The sequence below is a fragment of the Parachlamydia sp. AcF125 genome, assembly GCF_018342475.1.
GTDB lineage: Bacteria > Chlamydiota > Chlamydiia > Chlamydiales > Parachlamydiaceae > Parachlamydia.
The window spans coordinates 79,264-98,098 of the sequence record NZ_JAEMUD010000002.1 but is presented as its reverse complement, the minus strand read 5'-3'; the positions used below and the strand labels follow the sequence as shown (position 1 = coordinate 98,098).

Annotated in this window: 9 protein-coding genes and 1 pseudogene; 7 read left to right on the top strand and 3 right to left on the bottom strand. The window is 40.2% G+C overall.

The window, feature by feature from the left end; translation table 11 throughout:
• Positions 1–589 precede the first annotated feature (589 nt).
• Both PARA125_RS04675 and PARA125_RS04670 read left to right on the top strand, forming a co-directional pair.
• Positions 590–1,204 (top strand): type IV toxin-antitoxin system AbiEi family antitoxin domain-containing protein, encoded by a 615-nt coding sequence (locus tag PARA125_RS04675; RefSeq protein WP_213157579.1) that lies wholly within the window; start codon positions 590–592, stop codon positions 1,202–1,204.
• Complete coding sequence (locus tag PARA125_RS04670) at positions 1,197–2,057, top strand: nucleotidyl transferase AbiEii/AbiGii toxin family protein (protein ID WP_213157578.1); 861 nt, start codon at positions 1,197–1,199, stop codon at positions 2,055–2,057. The genes PARA125_RS04675 and PARA125_RS04670 overlap by 8 nt, the downstream gene beginning before the upstream one ends.
• A gap of 359 nt (positions 2,058–2,416) precedes the next feature.
• Here the strand turns inward: PARA125_RS04670 and PARA125_RS04665 are convergent.
• Positions 2,417–3,657, bottom strand: a pseudogene (locus PARA125_RS04665) (IS256 family transposase).
• A 336-nt stretch (positions 3,658–3,993) separates the two neighbouring features.
• On the opposite strand from PARA125_RS04665, the gene PARA125_RS04660 reads away from it, so the two are divergent.
• From PARA125_RS04660 to PARA125_RS04640, 5 genes are all read left to right on the top strand, one after another.
• A complete protein-coding gene (locus tag PARA125_RS04660) occupies positions 3,994–4,647 on the top strand; it encodes a hypothetical protein (RefSeq protein ID WP_213157577.1) in 654 nt (217 codons plus the stop codon).
• A 410-nt stretch (positions 4,648–5,057) separates the two neighbouring features.
• Entirely contained in the window at positions 5,058–5,852 is a 795-nt protein-coding gene (kdsB, locus tag PARA125_RS04655; RefSeq protein ID WP_213157576.1) for a 3-deoxy-manno-octulosonate cytidylyltransferase, read from the top strand.
• Positions 5,804–7,423 (top strand): CTP synthase, encoded by a 1,620-nt coding sequence (gene pyrG, locus PARA125_RS04650; protein WP_213157575.1) that lies wholly within the window; start codon positions 5,804–5,806, stop codon positions 7,421–7,423. Before kdsB ends, pyrG begins: the two co-directional genes overlap by 49 nt.
• Positions 7,420–7,887, top strand: a complete 468-nt coding sequence (ruvX, locus tag PARA125_RS04645) for a Holliday junction resolvase RuvX (RefSeq protein ID WP_213157574.1) — start codon at positions 7,420–7,422, stop codon at positions 7,885–7,887. The genes pyrG and ruvX overlap by 4 nt, the downstream gene beginning before the upstream one ends.
• Before the next feature lie 60 nt (positions 7,888–7,947).
• Entirely contained in the window at positions 7,948–8,460 is a 513-nt protein-coding gene (locus PARA125_RS04640) for an EVE domain-containing protein (protein ID WP_213157573.1), read from the top strand.
• A gap of 288 nt (positions 8,461–8,748) precedes the next feature.
• Here the strand turns inward: PARA125_RS04640 and PARA125_RS04635 are convergent, their stop codons facing one another.
• Both PARA125_RS04635 and PARA125_RS04630 read right to left on the bottom strand, forming a co-directional pair.
• Positions 8,749–13,404, bottom strand: a complete 4,656-nt coding sequence (locus PARA125_RS04635; protein WP_213157572.1) for a HEAT repeat domain-containing protein — start codon at positions 13,402–13,404, stop codon at positions 8,749–8,751.
• 218 nt (positions 13,405–13,622) lie between these two features.
• The gene (locus PARA125_RS04630) at positions 13,623–18,824 is read right to left on the bottom strand and encodes a HEAT repeat domain-containing protein (protein WP_213157571.1); all 5,202 of its coding nucleotides are present in this window, start codon (positions 18,822–18,824) and stop codon (positions 13,623–13,625) included.
• Between the last annotated feature and the right edge of the window lie 11 nt (positions 18,825–18,835).

Sequence of the window (18,835 nt, the reverse complement as noted above, 5' to 3'; positions counted from 1 at the left end):
AACATTATTTTAAATAACACCGCATAGGATAGGCAAGGACGAAACGTCAGTTGAACCTTAAGAGTTCGCTTCGAACATTGTCCACCTAATTCGATCGCCAAGTATAATGGGACGAAAGCCTGCGAAAAAAGCTTTCAAATAGATCCCGTAGAGAACCGTGGAAGTTTTATTTTTAAAGTATACGGTGAAAGAAGTGAATTTTTAGGCTGCTCTTCTTTATTTTTTTGCCTCTACCATGCTTAGGTGAGGAGAAGAAAAAAAATAAAGAAAGAGAACCTTGAGACTTTTGAGACTTGAACTTGAAGGCTTGAACTTAAACATTGAGAATTGAAAAATAAAAAAGAGTTGACTTAAAGCGCAATTAGAGAACTGACGTTATTTTAAGAGGCGAATTTGGTATTTTTTCGAAAAATTACCCCCATAGAAAATAAAAACTCCCAAAAAGTTCCTAAGCGCAACTATTTTTTGGAAAAATTTTATCTTAAGTCAGCCCCAACTAATTTATCCTTTTTGTCGTAATCCTTTTGACATTTTCAGTATTTTGGTACAATATTGCGGATATAGATAAAATAATCCGCAAGTTTGTTCCATGCAAAAAAAATCAAAGCTTGAGCTAGCTGTTGCAGAATTCCGAAAAGCAGGGGGTATTCTCACAATGTCTGAGGCGATAGCACTAGGCATACATCGCCGAGAACTTTATGCTCTTCGAGATAGAGGAGATTTGGAAGTCATTAGTAGAGGGTTATATAGGCTGATTGAAATGCCAGATCCTTCATTGCCAGACTTTATTCCAGTAGCTAAAAAGATCCCCCGCGGGGTTATTTGTCTCATTTCAGCTTTGGCATTCCATGAAATTACAACACAAATTCCTCACTTCGTCTATGTTGCTCTGCCAAGTCAAGCTCACAAGCCTGTGATCTCTTACCCTCCCATGCGTTATTTTTGGTACAGCCAAAGGCTATTGACAACAGGTGTACAGAAACACGCAATCGATGGATGCAAGGTTATGATTTTTGATGTTGAAAAAACCCTTGTCGACTGCGTAAAGTTCCGCAATAAAATCGGAATGGATGTCGTTCTTGAAGCATTGAAGATGTACTGGCATAGCAGAAAAACGAACTTAGATAAGCTTTTTGAATATGCAAAATTATTTCGAGTTGAAAAGATTTTAAAGCCGATTATGGAGACAATTGTCAGTGAATAAATTAGTTGGAAAATCTAAAAAAAATCTTGGTGAATCGATACGTCAGCGATTAAAAAATCTATCGGAAAAAAGAAATCGACCCTTTGATGAAATCCTCCGTTATTATGCTATGGAGCGATTTTTATACCGTCTTAGCCTTAGCCCGTATGCCGACAAATTTTTTCTTAAAGGTGGTCTCATATTGAAGGTTTGGGATTCAACCGATCATCGTGCCACTATGGATATCGATCTGCTTGCTAGAACTTCTAACCAGATTGATAATTTAAAACGTATCATTACAGAAGTTTCAGAAATGACCTGTGAAGAAGATGGTATTATTTTTGACGCGCAAAAACTCATTCTTCGTAATACACAAACTGGTGGGGACTACAATGGTATAAGTAGTAGTTTCTCGGCAAAGTTATTCACAACAAAAATGCCTGTTCTTATTGACATTGGATTTAATGATGTCATTATTCCTAAACCTCAACGAATTCAATATCCAACACTTCTTGAAATGCCAAAACCAATCTTGCTAGGCTACACTTTAGAAACTGTTATAGCAGAAAAACTAGAATCAATTGTAAAACTTGCTCTTGTAAATACTCGAATGAAAGACTTTTACGATCTATGGACTATCTTAAGAGCTTATGAAATTAAATCTGAAAAATTAATCATTGCCATCCACGAAGTGTTTGCAAATCGCAAAACCCCTTTACAGCGCCCAATTGCATTCACGCGAGCATTTTATGAAGCAAAAGAAACCCAGCAACGTTGGAATAACTTCCTTTCTGCTATGGGTAAACAGCAAGTTAAGTTTGAAGAGGTCGTTTTAGCGCTGTCAAAGCAAACAAGTCATTTTTTTGACGATTGATCATTCTTCATAAGCTTGCTATTAATTAATTGAAAGCCTATTTTTTTCATTAGAACTCTTTCGAAATTAAATTCTTTTGGTATACTCCTTTTATTTTAGGGGAGCGAGGTGCAATGAAATTTGAAATAGTGAAGGACCTAGACGATGAAAAATTTCGTCGTCTAACAGGTGTTAAACGCTCTACATTCAATAAGATGGTAAACATTTAGAGCAATCTATAAAAAGCAGAAATTTTAATAGCGGCAGGAAAAAGAAGCTTAGCCTGGAAGACGCCTTGCTTATGAATTTAGAATACATGCGAGAGATATTGTCAAAAGTTGTGTTTTGAACGTCTAAACACGCATCCAACCTTTAAAAAATTAAGCTGTATTTTTCATATCAAAAACTTCTTCTCCATCCTTAAAAGGCACACCCAAAATCAGTTTGCTAATCAATTCGTGACCTTTTAATTTTCGCCATTGTTTTTGTGCTTCTAAGGATAGCTTTGTAAACCATTGCAAGAGTCGCTGTTCTCGATCCACACCCTTTAGTTTGTCGTGTGCGATGTCTAATTGTTGCAAATGTTGATTCAATTGGGTTTGTTGTTCTTATATGTTGCCAATGAATGCCTGGAAAATCATAAAAACTAAATAGTTGATCTTTGTCCTTTTTTAAGCCTTCACAGGCTTTTGGATATTTTGATTCGTACGTTCCAAGGAACTTCTTTAGCCCATCCATTTTTCTTGGAGCCATATAAATTTCATGAATGATTTCTTTGGCATATTTTTGAACACTCTTTGGCATTTTATCTAAAATATTGGCTGTTTTATGTACCCAACATCATTGCTGCTTTGTTGCTGGAAATTCTTCCTCTAAAGCAGCCCAAAAGCCAAGTGCTCCATCTCCAATTGCAAGTTTTGGCCCTTCTTTAAGACCTCGATGCTTTAAATTTTGTAGAACTTCTTTCCAAGACAAATTGCTTTCTCGTTGACCAACATAAATCATTATAGTTTCTTTATTTCCATTCTCTAAAGCACCTACTAGAACCAGAACACAAGGTCGATCTTCTTCTAAATGAATGTTAAAATAAATCCCATCTGCCCAGATATAAGCATACTTTTTTGCGGATAAATCACTTTTGAGCCAATTTTGATATTCTGTTGTCCATGAATCTTTCAATCTAACGATATTTGTAGGCGATAGTCCTTTAGCATTTTCTCCCAAAATTGCCTCTAGAGCTTGCGGAAAATCCAGGGTGGATATGCCTTTAAGATACAATACAGGAATAACGGCCTCTATACTTTGTGTCCTTCTCAAATAAGGTGGCAGAATTGCGCTTGTGAACTTGCCATCGCCTCTATGCCTTACTCTAGGTTGGCGAATCGCAATTGGACCAACGCCTGTTTGAATGTTTTTTTTCTGGTAAATAACCATTTCTTACAGCTAGGGATTGATGAGTAGATTTCTTAGATTGTTTGTAAAGTTCTAGATACTCTTGTACTTCAAGTTCAACAGCTTGTTGCAACAATTTTTGAGCCCCTTTACGAAGAATTTCTTCGAGAGGGTTACTTTGCTCATTTGTCGATAGCATTTTTTTTGAAGAAAAACGAAAATCTTCCATGGGCGCACTCCTTTCTATTTTTTTGTGGTAAAAAACATTTTAAGGATGCGCTCTCTTTTTTTTTACCTCATACACAACTTTTGATCATATCTCCAAGGCTTAGCCCTGAACCTGCACTTGAGCAATGTTTTAAAAAGCGCGTTAAGGTTAAATTTAGGCCACTTGGAATCTCGGGACTTTCAATTTTTGAATTTAATGTGGAGATACCTAATTATATAACCCAATCCCCTCTCGCTCGTTTATTAAATTTAGTACACATAGTCGAACACATGGGGGAGAAAAAATGTAAAATTTTTTCTATCAACTTGATCAACGCAGCAAAAGGAAAATAAAAATATGAATCTATTTCCTTCCCAATTAAATTTTTTAATAAAAATGAAAAATACCCTAGCTGAAGAGTTCAACCTCGACCAGTTAGATATTATTAATGCTTATTTAAAAAAAACGGGCTTAAGGTCCAAGATCATTTACAAATGGCTAGAAAATGATCGCCGCCAAGCTCTTAGACGTAGTGAAGCTCCTGAATTTCGCCTCGTGCGGCGCCAATTTATCACTTATTTAGACAAAAAAATTACGACCCTCCGCGCTTCTATATTGAAAAACCAAGAAAGCTCTCATTCTTCTACCCCGCATTCCTCTCAAGCCTCTTCCTTAGAGCGAGATATTTGGAGAGCACAGTTTGAAGAATCTTCAAAGAATTCCGCAGGCTTGCTCGAGGCGAGCATGCATATTCAAGATCTTTTATTTGCTTGCAATCAGATTGTGAAAAACCTTCATACTCAGGCTCACCTTTTGGTGGAAAAGGAATTGAAGCCTTTTATTGAAGAAGCTCTTCCCTCCTATTTAGAATTATTCCCCTCTTTATCTAAACGATTAAAAACCGAGATTTATGCAAGTGTGGTAGAACTTAAAGAGTTGATAGCGCAAGAAGATTTTCAAAGGGCGGAAGCACAGCTGTGCTTAATTCAAAGCCAGATTAGAGCAAACTAAAAAGCATTAGCCTAAAAATTGGAAACCCTTTCTATTTTCCTTCGCTATGTTGAGTAGCAGCATGGCTGGAACAGCCTACAAAAAGCTACGAAGGCTCTAATTTCAAAGCTTTTTTAATCAAACGACTAAAAGAGGGGCCCTCTAACGCTATCAAAGAGGCTTTTTACTTTTCTCGAATTTTATCGTCAAAAGATAATCTCTATTCTCTTTCAAAGGGATGCTCCCTAGCTTTTAAGGGAACATTTTCGTTGGGGAGTGTGCGATGCAGCTAAAACTCTCCCCAATTTTCAAGCTACGTTCGCAACATTCTAATACCCCATAAATATTTAATTTTAAATAACTAATAATTGAAGGAATGGCTCAAATCGTGTATGATCCTTTAAATGCTAAAAAATAAGGTCGGGCCTCTTATGAAAAAACCCTTACAAGTTGTTGGAATTATACCTGCTCGCTTAAAAAGCCAACGCCTACCCGAGAAACTTTTAATTCCAATCGCGGGTAAAACCGTGATCCAAAGAACTTACGAAAATGCCCTGCGCTGCAAACAGCTAGACGACCTGATAGTGGCAACAGATAGCCAGAGTATTTTAGAGCATGTGCATGCATTTGGAGGAAAAGCGTATCTAACCTCTGAAAATTGCCGCAATGGAACCGACCGTTTAGCGGAAGTCATCAGTCAAAATCCCTCTCTCCAACAAGTTCCCTATGTGGTCAATATTCAAGGAGATGAACCCTTTCTTGAACCTGAAGTCATCCAAAAAGTGATTGAAGCTCTCCGAGCGGATGAGCAAGTGGTGGTTTCAACTCCCGTTACGCCCATTAAAACAGAAGAAGAAGCCTTAGATCCTGCAGTGGTGAAATGTGTTCGCCGCCAAGATGGAGATGCTCTTTACTTCAGCCGGACCCTCATTCCTTCTTCAAAAAAGCCAGGCTATCAACCAGAAACTCCTTATTATAGACACATCGGAGTGTATGGGTATAAGACAGAGTTTTTATTGTTATATACCAAGCTTCCGGCTACCCCTCTCCAACTCTCCGAAGATTTAGAACAGCTCAAAATTTTAGAATATGGCTACCGCATTAAAACCGTTGTGGTGGATAGTATGAGCATCGGTATTGATGAACCCACAGATATTAAAAAAGTTGAATTTCTCTTATGCAAGCAAAATACATCTTCATCACCGGAGGGGTCTGTTCTTCCCTAGGGAAAGGGCTGACTTCAGCATCTATTGGGATGCTACTGGAAAAAAAAAGCTTGAACATCGCCATGCTCAAGCTCGATCCCTATTTAAATGTGGATCCTGGGACAATGAGCCCTTATCAACATGGGGAAGTCTACGTCACAGATGACGGAGCTGAGACCGATTTGGACCTTGGACACTATTATCGCTATACAAACTCTCCTCTTTCAAGAGCGTCTAATGCCACCTCGGGTCAAATTTACCATCAAGTGATTAAGCGTGAACGGCGAGGAGATTACCTTGGCAAAACAGTTCAAGTGATCCCTCACATCACCGATGAAATCAAATTATGCATCCTGCAATGTGCCAATCAAAAAGAAAACATTGACGTGGTGTTAGTAGAAATTGGGGGAACTGTCGGCGATATTGAATCCCTACCATTTTTAGAAGCCATTCGACAATTTCACTCTGAACATAGAGGCAAGTGCCTAAATATCCACCTCACTTATGTGCCTTTTTTAAAAGCTGCCAAAGAGTTTAAAACCAAGCCCTCACAGCATTCAGTACAGGTTTTGCGCGAAATTGGACTCTTTCCCGATATCATTTTATGCCGGTGTGAAAACCCTTTAGAGCAAGAAGTTAAAGAAAAAATCAGCTTATTCTGCAACGTGCCGCTCCAAGCCGTGATCGAAGAGGCAGATGTGGAATTTAGCATCTATGAAGTGCCCCTACACTTGCATGAGCAGAAACTCGATGCCATGATTTGTGAGCAACTCCACCTACCCAACCCTCCTATTGAGCTCAAAGACTGGGAAGAGATCCTTGAAAAAATTCGCCATCCTCAAGGCAAAATAAAAGTGGGCATCGTAGGAAAATATGTGCAACATCACGACGCCTATAAGTCTGTTTTTGAATCGCTCCATCATGCAGCCATCCATACGGGATATCAACTTGAAATTGTGCCCATCGAAGCAGAAAAAGTAGAGGAAGATCCCTCTATCAAAAGTTTTCAAGACTGTGACGGTTACTTAGTGCCGGGAGGATTTGGAGAGCGCGGCTGGAGGGGAAAGCTCTTAACTGCAAAATATTGCAGAGAGAATAATATCCCTTATTTTGGTATTTGCCTAGGAATGCAAGTGATGGTGGTCGAATTTGCACGCCACGTCCTTCATTTAAAAGATGCCAATTCAACAGAAATGGAGCCTGCTACGGCAAACCCCATTATCTCCCTATTAAGTGAGCAAAAGCCCGTTCAAGACCTCGGAGGCACCATGCGTCTCGGATCTCATGCTTGCCAGCTTAAGCCAGGCAGTAAAGCCTTCGATGCTTACCAGCAATCGATTATTCACGAAAGGCATCGGCATCGGTACGAATTCAACAATGCCTATCGCACTCAAGTGGAAGAAAAAGGATTATGGTTAACAGGAACTTTATCTGGGGAAGATTTATGTGAAATTGTAGAAATCCAAAACCATCGGTGGATGGTAGGTGTACAATTTCATCCCGAGTTTCAATCAAAACCCACAAAGCCTCATCCTCTCTTTTTAAAATTTGTGGAAGCCGTGATTCAAATGCATAAGGAAAAAACAGCATGAACAAACCCCTTCCCAAACGGATAATTTCTCTGGATTACGGATTGGCTCGCATTGGGATGGCGATATCCGATGAAAGTCAGACTATAGCCAGTTCTTTACAAACAGTCACCACCGAGAAAAAAGTGGAAAAAACCGTGGAAAAGCTCCACCACGAATTGCTGGCCATCCAGAAGAAATTTGGGTGTGAGATCGAAGAAATTGTCGTAGGGCTGCCCCTTTTAATGAGCGGCAAAAAAGGGTCTCAAGCAGATGAAGTCCTACATTTTATTGAGCTTTTCAAAACGGTTATTTCTATCCCCATCCTCACCTGGGATGAACGCTTAACCACCGTCCAAGCAGAGCGTGCCTTACGAGAAGGGGCGCTCAATCGAAAAAAACGTTCAAAAGTAGTTGACGCTGTGGCAGCTGTTCTCATTCTGCAAAATTACCTCGATCATAAAAAGAATCAAACCTCAAAAAATTGACGTTAAAAAGTGAAAATGTATAGTGGGAATAATAACGATTAACCTACAGGGTAAGCAGCAATGATAAAATATTGGCTGATGAAATCTGAACCCTCTGTTTATTCTATTGATAATTTAAAGCAAGACGGCTTTACGCTATGGGATGGCGTTCGTAACTATCAGGCGCGCAATTATATGCGAGATGAAATGGAGGTAGGTGATTTAGCGCTTTTCTACCATTCAAATGTAGCCCCCCCAGGCGTGGCAGGGATTTGCCGCATTTGCAAAACAGGGCTATTTGATTTAACTGCTTTAGATCCTGCAAGCCCTTACTATGACAAACGCGCCACCCTTAAAAATCCAATTTGGGCTACGGTGGAGGTTGAATATGTGGAAAAATTCCCTTATTTTGTTTCTCTTATGGACCTTAAAGACTCTCTGATACTTCAGGAAATAGTCCTTTTAAATAAAGGCTCTAGGCTATCGATCATACCTATTAAGCATGAGCAATTTGATGCTATACGCGCCCTGGGACACAGCCCACATGAGCCTCCAGCTTTCCTCCCCCCTAATTTCGAAGAGCATTTATTCTGATAAGAATTTAATCATTTAGCCAAATACCCGCCGATAAGTTAAAACTTTTACAATAATTATAAATAGCCAACGACTGAGCTACTAAGAGAATTCGGCTTGGGCTGCTGCCCTTATTTACCCATACGGAGAGCAATGGCTCCCCTATTGCCTCTAATTTCTCCATTATCGCTAGGGCTTCCTATTCCATCCTATATAAGAAAAGCTGGGAAGAACGGAGAAGGGCTATTTAGTCTTGCCCTCTTAAGAATCTCCGATTGCTCTTGCTGAGCAGCAGCGGTCCATTTGGCATCAGACTCGATCTACAGGGCTTGGAATACTTCCTGCCGTGCTAATATCATCTAACATTTTCCGCCATCCAGCAAGCTTCTTAGGCAGTTTTTCTCTTATTTGCTCGTAGGTGAGTGTTAAACTATCTTCGCATGTATAAGTTATTCTTTGATCGGAAATTTGCAATCGCAGGTCTTTAACTGAAAAGTTATATTTCATAAAGAAACAAGCTTCAGCAATTAAAGCAAATGCCTTACTGCTCATTTTTAATAATGTGGCTTTATCAAATTTTTTTAGAGCTTTGGCAGCAAATTTTTTAGTCACAATATCGCCTTCTTTGAGGGCTTGGATGAGGGGAGCTAGTACTTCTTTAGGAAGCTCAACTCCTTGTTTTGCCATTACTTCTAAGACGCAAACAGCCCCATGCATAGTCTCTTCATCGCCTCCTTTGAGAGCTTGTAGGAGAGGAGCTAGCACTTCTTTAGGAAGCCCAATTCCTTGCCTTACTACTTCTCTTAAGGCATACACAGAGGAACACTTAGATCTAGTCCCGCCCTCTTTAAGGGCATGGATGAGAGCATCTAGTGCTTCTTTAGAAAGCTCACCTCCTTGCATTGTTATTGTTCCTAGGGCTCTAGCAGCATAATCTTTAGTCAGCTCCTCACCTTCTTTAAGTGTATAGATGAGAGCAGCTAATGCTTCTTTAGAAAGCTCACCTCCTTGTTTCACTATCGCTTCTAGGGGAGCAACAACATGGCATTTAGTTTCATTATCGCCTTCTTTGAGAGCTTGGATGAGAGCAACTAGCCCTTCTTTAGAAAACTCATCTCCTTGTTCCACTATTGCTCTTAGGACATGAGCAGCAGAACTTTTAGTCGTAGCATCCCCTTCTTTGAAAGCTTGGATGAGAAGGGCTAGCGATTCTTTCGGAAGCACATCTCCTTGTTTTGCTATTGTTCCTAAAACCCTAGCTGCATAATGCTTAGCCTTTCTATCACCTTCTTTGACGGCTTGGATGAGAGCGTATAGCGCTTCTTCCCGAAGCTCACCTTCTTGTTCTGATATTGCTCCTAGAACGCATACAGCAGAACTTTTAGTTGTGTTGTCGCCTTCATTAAAAGCACGCATAAGAGCAGCTAGCTCTTCTTCCTGGAGCTCACCTCCTCGTTTTACTATCGATTCTAGAGCCCTAGCAGCACAAAATTTAGTTGCATTATCGCCTTCTTTAAAAGCTTGGATAAGAGCAGCTAACGCTTCTTTAGAAAGCTCGCCTCCTTGGTTTGTCATTTCTCTTAAAAATAGAACGCACGCGCTAGAGATCCTAATTCGAGCATCGCCTTCTTTAAGAGCTTGGACGAAAGCGTCTAGTACTACTTTCGGAAGCTCACCTCCTTGGCTTGCTATTTCTCCTAGGACACGGATTGCACAACCTTTAGTCATACTATCCCCTTCTTTGAGAGCTTGGATGAGAGCTGCTAGCGCTTCTTTAGAAAACTCGCCCCCTTGGTTTGCCATTTTTCCTAGGACACGGATTGCACGACCTTTAGTCATACTATCCCCTTCTGTGAGAGCTTGGATGAGAGCAGCTAGCGCTTCTTTAGAAAGCCCACCTCCTTGGTTTGCTATTTCTCCTAGGACACGGATTGCACAACCTTTAGTCATACTATCCCCTTCTGTGAGAGCTTGGATGAGAGCAATTAACGATTCTTTAGAAAACTCGCCTCCTTGGTTTGCCATTTCTCCTAGAGCATTAGCAGCAGAATTCTTGGACCAAAAATCCCCTTCTTTAAAAGCTTGGATGAGAGCAGCTAACGCTTCTTTACAAAGCTCACCTCTTTGGTTTGCCATTTCTCTTAGAGTATTAGCAGCAGAACCTTTGGACCGAGGATCGGCTTTTTTAAGAGTTTGAATGAGAGCAGCTAACGTTTCTTTAGAAAGCTCAATTCCTTGTTGGGCCATTGCTCCTAGATTACTAGCAACATAACTTTTAGTTTGATTATCGCCTTCTTTAAGAGCTTGGATGAGAGCTGCTAGCGCTTCTTTAGAAAGCTCACCTCCTTGGTTTGCTATTTCTTTCAAAATATGGATAATAGGCCGCTTGTAAAAAGAAACTTTTTCAGGGCTTTTAAGCTCCTCAGCAATCAATTCTATTATTTTTGAAGTTAAGCTCTGTCTTACTCTTGTGCTCGCAACGCTTATTAGGATGCTTAGCATATTTTTTCTTGTTTTAGGATCGGATAATAATTGTTCGATAGTACGCACTATTTTGGGATGATTAAGGAAATTTTCATTCCTAAACAATTTTTCATAGTCTAAACCTAGTAGCCAGAGATGCCTAACATAGTCTATTGCAAGCTCAATAAAGCCATCGTACTGCTTCACCCTCTTAAAATCTTGGCACTCTTCAAAGCACTCTGCAATCAAAGTAAGCTCGCCACTGACAGCTAAATCTTGCGGATTAGCAAAAAGATCGTCAAAAAAAGTCTGGAGCGCATTCGACTTCAAATAGCACCGATTACATGAGATAGCGAGGGAAAGATAGCCAGCAATCATGCGTAAAACTAGGCTATAGCGAGGTTCAAGCTTATACTCTCGCACAAAGCTTTGGCATGCTTGCCTATTTTCTCCCGTAAGATATTGATTGGCAACTTTTGAAGCGGTTAAGAACTCTTGAAAGGTTAAATGGATAAAATACCCTTTTTCTTCTGGGATGCGGATAAGCCCACAATCTGTGAGTTCATTGGATGTGATTTTGGTACCTCTCAAGCGATCAATTTCTTCTTTCTCAAAATAAAGAGTATCTCGTTCCATGGCCGAAAAAGCCATGTCTTCAAAGATATTGGCAATTTTGGCGACTTCTTGATTATGACGGAGATTTTTCTCTTCTAGAATTTTCTCCTTGGTTTGGCTGGACAAACCCTGGTCGATCCTTCTCCACATAAACCATTTATACATCCAGTTAACCATCCGTTCATAAATAGCCGTCATGGTAATGGGCTGTTTAGAATTAAAAAATTCTGGGTCTTCATTAAAGAGGCAGCACAGCAAAGTTAAGTGAATGGGAATGCGAGCAAGGCTTGCAATGTCGGGAGAACTATTTAATAGGCGATAAAGGATTGCTTTTTTTTCTTTTATGCGGACTTGTTCGAAAAATCTATCGATATAACGGCTGATCCCTTCTTTATCAAAGCCTAAGAGCTCTAACTCACAAGGGCGGTTAAAAGAACAGCTTCCAGGCCTTGAGGTGATCAGAATATGGGGAAATAACTCTTTTAGCTCCTTAAAGGCTGTAGCTAGGCTTGTGTTTGCTTGGGCATCAGAGGATAGTTCGTCATAACCGTCTAAAATAAGCAGAGTCTCTTTTCGGAAAGCTGGATCGTTTATACAAGCCTTAATTACTCTGGGATCGACTTTGCCAGCATACTCTTTCGCAATCAGATCAGCTGGGGTGTATTCTTCATCAGCAGGATACTTTCTTAGGGTAAGATTTCTTAAGGGGATCCAAAAAAGGTAAGCAAAAAGGCCCTGCCAGAGATCCTTTTTTGCCCACCGATAAGCGATATAATGGCAAAGCGTACTTTTGCCACTTCCCGCTGCTCCTTGAAGGTAAATTCTCTTACGATCTTTTCCTTTGAGGCTTTCATGCTCGAAAAGCTTTTCGATTTCAATATTTTTTTTAGACTCAAGAATAGTTTTATAAGACGAAATGCGCTCATCTTGCAGGTAGCCAGAATGCTTATCAAGCGCTTGGTCGTGTAATTTCCTTTCTTTACTTTCAATAATGCCCAAGCGCACATAGATTTCTTCCAAAGGAACTTTAAATTCCCACTCTTGCTCCGCTTTAATCCTAAAGATCGATAAAGTTTTTTGTGAAAGATAAAGCTTTTGAAGAGAGTTAATCAGATATTGAGGATCTAGTTCTGCCTGAGATAAGGGCTGTGCTGCACGGCATTGAATGGTATAATTAGCATTTACATGCAGCTGAGCATGCTTCCCTAAATGGATTTTTTTAGCACTAGCTCGGGGATTGACAAACCCAGGCTTCGCTGGCAAATCGGGATCAACAGCCATAAAAGACTCTGTAAGGCTGTGCTCGCAGTTGTCAAGCTCATCAGAAGAACATAGTTCCAAGGAACCACTTACATTGGATTGTTTCCCATAGGCCTGTGTTGCTAATTGCCGAGCAGCTTTTCCAGCATAACCTGCCATAACGGTAGATTGAGAATAGCCTTGCTGAACCACCTTACTTATTCTAGCTTCTTTTTTACCTATCACTAAGCTTTTTGCATATTTGCCTAATTGGCGGCCTTCATCTATAGCAAGCCCTTCGATATCAGATTCAGAAGGATTGCAATTTTGAGAAGATTGGGGAGCGGAAGGAGGAACCGGCTGAGTAGCTGCAAATACAGCATTCTTATAGGTATGCTTCCTCTTAGAAAAGTCATAAATTCCTATAATAATATTTCCTATCACAGGGATTAGCAACACAATGCAACGAGAAAAGCTTTTTTGCTGTAAATGCTTATAGTAACGGCTTTTTGAAACATCTCCTCTTTGCTTTAGAGAAAGCATCACATACTTTTGGAATAAACCAATCAAGTTAGTGATGGTACTCACCCCTGGGATATAGTCAGATACTTGGTCTGCTTTTAATAAAAAGCTAACATTTATACGCATTGGGATAATCTTAGTATAAAAATTAAAAAAATAATATACTAAAAGAGAGGGTTAAATGTCAATTATAAGCAAAAATCTTGAATATTAGTTTGATTTATCTAGAAAAAATGACAGATTCGATATCAACCTACCCTCTTTGTGATCGGCGAAAAGCCTTTGTCTTTTAAGACAATGTTTTAACAACAGCCCATTTGGCATCAGGTTCGAGTTGCGGTTCGTTAAAAGCTTCCCATTGTGCTAAGATTATCTAAGCTTTCCCGCCATACAGCAAGCTTTTCAGGTAGCTTTTCTCTTATTTCCTCGTAGGTAAACGTTAATCTATCTTTGCCTAAATAAGTTACTCTTTTATCGGAAATTTGCAGTTGCAGGCCTTTAATTGAAAAACAGTTCTCAGTCAAGAAACAAACTTTAGCGATTAAAGCAAATGCCTCGCTGCCCATTTTTAATAAAATAACTTTATCAACTTTCTTTAGAGCTCTAGCAGCATAATCTTTAGTTCTGCTGTCTCCTTTTTTGAGCCCTTGGATAAGAGCAGCTAGCGCTTCTTTACAATGCTCACCTCCTTGTTTTGCTATTGCTTCTAGTGCTTCAGCAGCAGAACGTTTAGTCAGATCATTACCTTGTTTGAGTGTTTGGACGAGAGCGACTAATGCTTCTTTCGGAAGTTCACCTTTTTGTTCCGCTATTGCTTCTAAGGTAATAATAGCAGCAGGATGTTTAATCAGATTATTATCTTCTTTGAGTGTTTGGATGAGGGTAGCTAGTACTTCTTCCGGAATCTCACCGCCTCGTATTGCTATTGCTTTTAGCGTATTAGCAGCATAAGTTTTGAGCTTACTATCTTTGAAAGCTCGGATGAAAGCTGCTGAGATTTCTTTCAGAAGCACACTTTCTTGTTTTACTATTTTTAGGGCACGAATAGCGCAAAGTTTAGTCCAATCATCGCCCTCTTTGAGAGCTTGGATGAGAGCTGCTAGCGCTTCTTCCGAAAGCTCGCCCTCTTGCTCTGCCATTTCTCCTAAAAAATAAGCAGCACGAGTTTTAGCTGCGCTATCGCCTTCTTTGAGGGCTTGGATAAGGACAGTTAGCGCTTCTTTCGAAAGCTCACCTCCTTGCTTTGCTAATGTTCCTAGGGCACCGGCAGCACAACTTTTAATCATACTGCCGCTTTCTTTAAGAGCTTGGGCGAGAGTTGCTAACGATTCTTTTGGAAGATCCCTTTTTTGTATTGCTATTGCTTCTAAGGCTCTAACAACACAAACTTTAGCTATACTGTCACTTTCGTTGAAAACTTGGATGAGAGCTACTAATGCTTCTTTTGGAAGCTCACCTCCTTGCTCCACTATTTTTCCTAGGGCCTCAGCAGCATAACTTTTAGTCTTACTATCGCCCTTTTCGAGCGCCTGGATGAGAGCGGTTAGAGCTTCTTTTGAAAGATCGCCTTCTTGTTTTATTATTTCTTTTAGGGCCTCAGCAGCATAACTTTTAGTCTTACTATCGCCCTTTTCGAGCGCCTGGATGAGAACGGTTAGAGCTTCTTTTGAAAGATCGCCTTCTTGTTTTACTATTTCTTTTAGGGCACGAGCAACATAGCTTTTAGCCTCGCTATAATCTTCATTGAAAGCTTGGATGAGAGCGACTAACACTTCTTTAGAAAGCTCACTTCCTTGCTTTGTCATTGCTTTTAAGACACGAGCAGCATGGCCTTTAATCTTACTGTCACCTTCTTGGAGAGCTTGAATGAGAGCGGCTAGTACTTCTTTCGATAGCTCATTTCCTTGTTTAGTCATTGCTTTTAGGACACGAGCAGCATAGCGTTTAGTCGTTCTATCACCTTCTCGGAGAGCTTGGATGAGAGCGGCTAGTAGTTCTTTCGATAGCTCATTTCCTTGCTTTACTATTGCTTCTAGAGCAATAGCAGCATGCTCTTTAAGCAAAGCATCGCCCTTTTTGAGCGTTTGGATAAGAGCAGCTAACAGTTCTTTCGATAGCTCATCTCCTTGTTTTGCCACTGTTCTTAAGGCCCTAACTTTAGCTGTGCTATCACCTTCTTTGAGAGCTTGAATAAGAGCGGCTAACATTTCTTTCGATAGCTCATCTCCTTGTTTTGCTCTTCCTTTTAGAGCACTAGCAGCATAAACTTTAACTGTGCTATCGCTTTCTTTGAGCGCTTGAATGAGAGCGATTAGAGCTTCTTCCGAAAGCTCACTTCCTTGTTTAATCATTGCTTTTAGGGCCTTCACGGCATACTCTTTAAGCAAAACATCGCATTCTTTGAACGTTTGGATAAGAACGGCCAGCACCTCTTTCGGAAGCTCATCCCCTTGTTTTGCCATTGCTTTTAGGACACTAGCAGCACAAACTTTAGTTATGCTATCCCTTTCTTTAAAAGTTTGAATAAGAGCAATTGGTACTTCTTTCGAAAGCTCACTTCTTTGTTTTGCTATTGCTTTTAGGGCCTTCACGGCATGCTTTTTAAGCAAAGCATCGCCTTCTTTGAACGTTTGGATAAGAACGGTTAGCACTTCTTTCGGGAGCTCACCTCCTTGCCGTGCTACTTCTAATAGAACAACGGTAGCATACTTTTTAGCATCAGAATCTTTTTTAGGATCCTTAAGTTTCTTAACGATCAATCCTACTATTTCTGAAGATAAGCTTATTCCTGATCTCACAACGCTTATTAAGGGATTTAGCATATTTACAGTTGTCTTAGAATCGGATAACAATTCTCTGATGGTACTCACTATTTCAGGATGGGTAAAGAGATTTTTATTCCTGAGCAATCGTTCAAAGCCTAACCCTAATAAACAGATATGCTTAATATAGTCTTTTACAAGCTCAATAAAGCCATTGTACTGCTTCACTAAACTAGGATCTTGGCATTCTTCAAAGCACTCTGCAATCAAAGTAAGCTCGCTACTGATAGCTAAGTCTTGTGGTGCAGCAAAAAGATCGTCAAAAAAAGACTGAAGAGCATTCGAATTCAAATAGCATCGATTACTTGAGGCAATGAAGGAAAGATAGCCAGCAATCATGCGTAAGACGAGAGCGTAGCGGGGCTCAACCTTGTAATTTCGCACAAATTCTTGGCATGCTTGACTTTCTCTATTAAGGTATTGATTGGCAACTTTTGAAGCGGTTAAAAATTCTTGGAAGGTTAAGTGGATGAAATACCCTCTTTCTTCGTCAGGGATACGCATAAGCCCACAATCTATGAGCTCATTGGATGTGATTTCGATACCTCTCAAGCGATCAACTTCTCCTTTCTCCAAATAAAGAGTATCTCTTTCCATAGCGGTAAAAGCCATGCCTTCAAAGATATTGGCAATTTTGGCGACTTCTCGATTATGACGAAGATTTTTCTCTTCTAGAATTTTCTCCTTGGTTTGGCTGGACAGGCCTTGGTCGATCCTTCTCCACATAAACCATTTATACATCCAGTTAACCATCCGTTCATAAATAGCTACCAAGGTAATGGGCTGTTTAGAATTAAAAAATTCTGAGTCTTCGTTAAAGAGGCAACACAGCAAAGTTAAGTGAATGGGAATGCGAGCAAGGCTTGCAATATCGGGAGAAATCTTTAGTAAGCGATGAAGGGTTACTTTTTTTTCTTTTGTTTGGACTTGTTCGAAAAATCTATCAATATAACGGCCGATCCCTTCTTTATCAAAGCCTAAGAGCTCTAGCTCACAAGAGCGGTTAAAAGAGCAGCTTCCAGGCCTTGAGGTGATCAGAATATGGGGAAATAACTCTTTTAGCTCCTTAAAAGCTGTGGCTAGGCTTGTTTTTGCTTGGACATCAGAGGATAATTCATCATAACCGTCTAAAATAAGCAAAGTTTCTTTTCGGAAAGCTGGATCGCTTATACAAGCCTTAATCACTCTGGGATCGACTTTGCCAGCATACTCTTTCGCAATCAGATCAGCTGGGGTGTATTCTTTATCAGCAGGATACTTTCTTAGGGTAAGATTTCTTAAGGGGATCCAAAAAAGGTAAGCAAAGAGGCCCTGCCAGAGATCCTTTTTTGCCCACCGATAAGCGATATAATGGCAAAGCGTACTTTTGCCACTTCCCGCTGCTCCTTGAAGGTAAATTCTCTTACGATCTTTTCCTTTGAGGCTTTCGTGCTCGAAAAGCTTTTCGATTTCAATATTTTTTTTAGGCTCAAAAATAGATTCGTAAGTCGGAATACGCTCATGTTGAAGGTAGCCGGAATGCTTATTTAGGGCTTGGTCGCGTGCTTTTCTTTCTTTACTTTCAATAATCCCTAAACGCACATAGATTTCCTCTAAAGGAACTTTAAATTCCCATTCTTGCTCTGCTTTGATTCTAAAAATTGAGAGGATTTCTTGAGAAAGGTAAAAGCTTTGAAGAGCGCCAGCCAGAATTTGTGGGCTTAGTTTTGCCTGAACCAAAACCTGTATAATAGCTTTATTTCCGCAAGCAAGCGCTAAAGCCGTTTTTTTCTCCTTATTTAGGAGAGTTAGGTTAGATCCTTTTTTTATCAAGGCCCCCACGATTTTGCAGTAGTGATCTTTGCCTTTAATAGAGGTTTCACTCCACCCCATAATCGCTAAGTGTAAGGGGGTGTTTCCCTCTTTATCTTGTAGGCCCAATTCAGCCGTGTCTGCAATTTGATCTAGCAAATATTCCAGGCTCTTTGCATTTCCTGCCAATGCGGCTAAGTGTAAGGGTGTTTGGCCCGCGCTATTTTTAGCTTCCATAAGTGTAGAATCGCATCGCAGCAGAATGCGGACGATATCGACGCAATCTTGTTGAGACTGGCAAGCATGGTGCAGAGTGTTATTTTGGCAGCTATCAAGCTTTTTAAAATCTGCTCCCTGTTCAAGCAAAAAGCGTGCGATAGATATTGCCCCTACCCTAATAGCCACATGTAAGGGTGTTTCTTTGACTGATGTTCCGGCTAAGACATCGAGGTGACCTTTTATATTTTGCCTTTCGGCAAAGAGATAGATAAAAATGCTTCTGTTTTCATAGGCAGCAAAATAATGCAGTAAGGCTTCTTCATTTTCTAACCTTTTCTCCAGGCTGTCCAGATATTCGTCTAGTGCTTGCCGATCAAGCTTATATTCTTGTACGTTAAGGGTGCGATATAATTCATAAGCTGTGGCTAGATAAAATATACCATGCAGGGCAACTTCCTCTTCTCCTTCTTTTAAAAACTTGTGCCCTTGTGCAATTAAATCTTTTATGCAGCAAGGACATTTTAGTTGCAGCAAATTCCCTAACCTTTTATGAAGATCTGACCTTGACAACCTAGAAGTGGACATCCCCTGAGGGTGAACCATAGCAAAAGATTGCACAGTCATCTGAGCATTTTGCTTTAACTGGGGATTTACAACAATAGCCTGAGGATTGGCAGCCTCAGGCCTAGCTGGCAAATCGGGATAAAGTGCCATAAAAGGCTCTC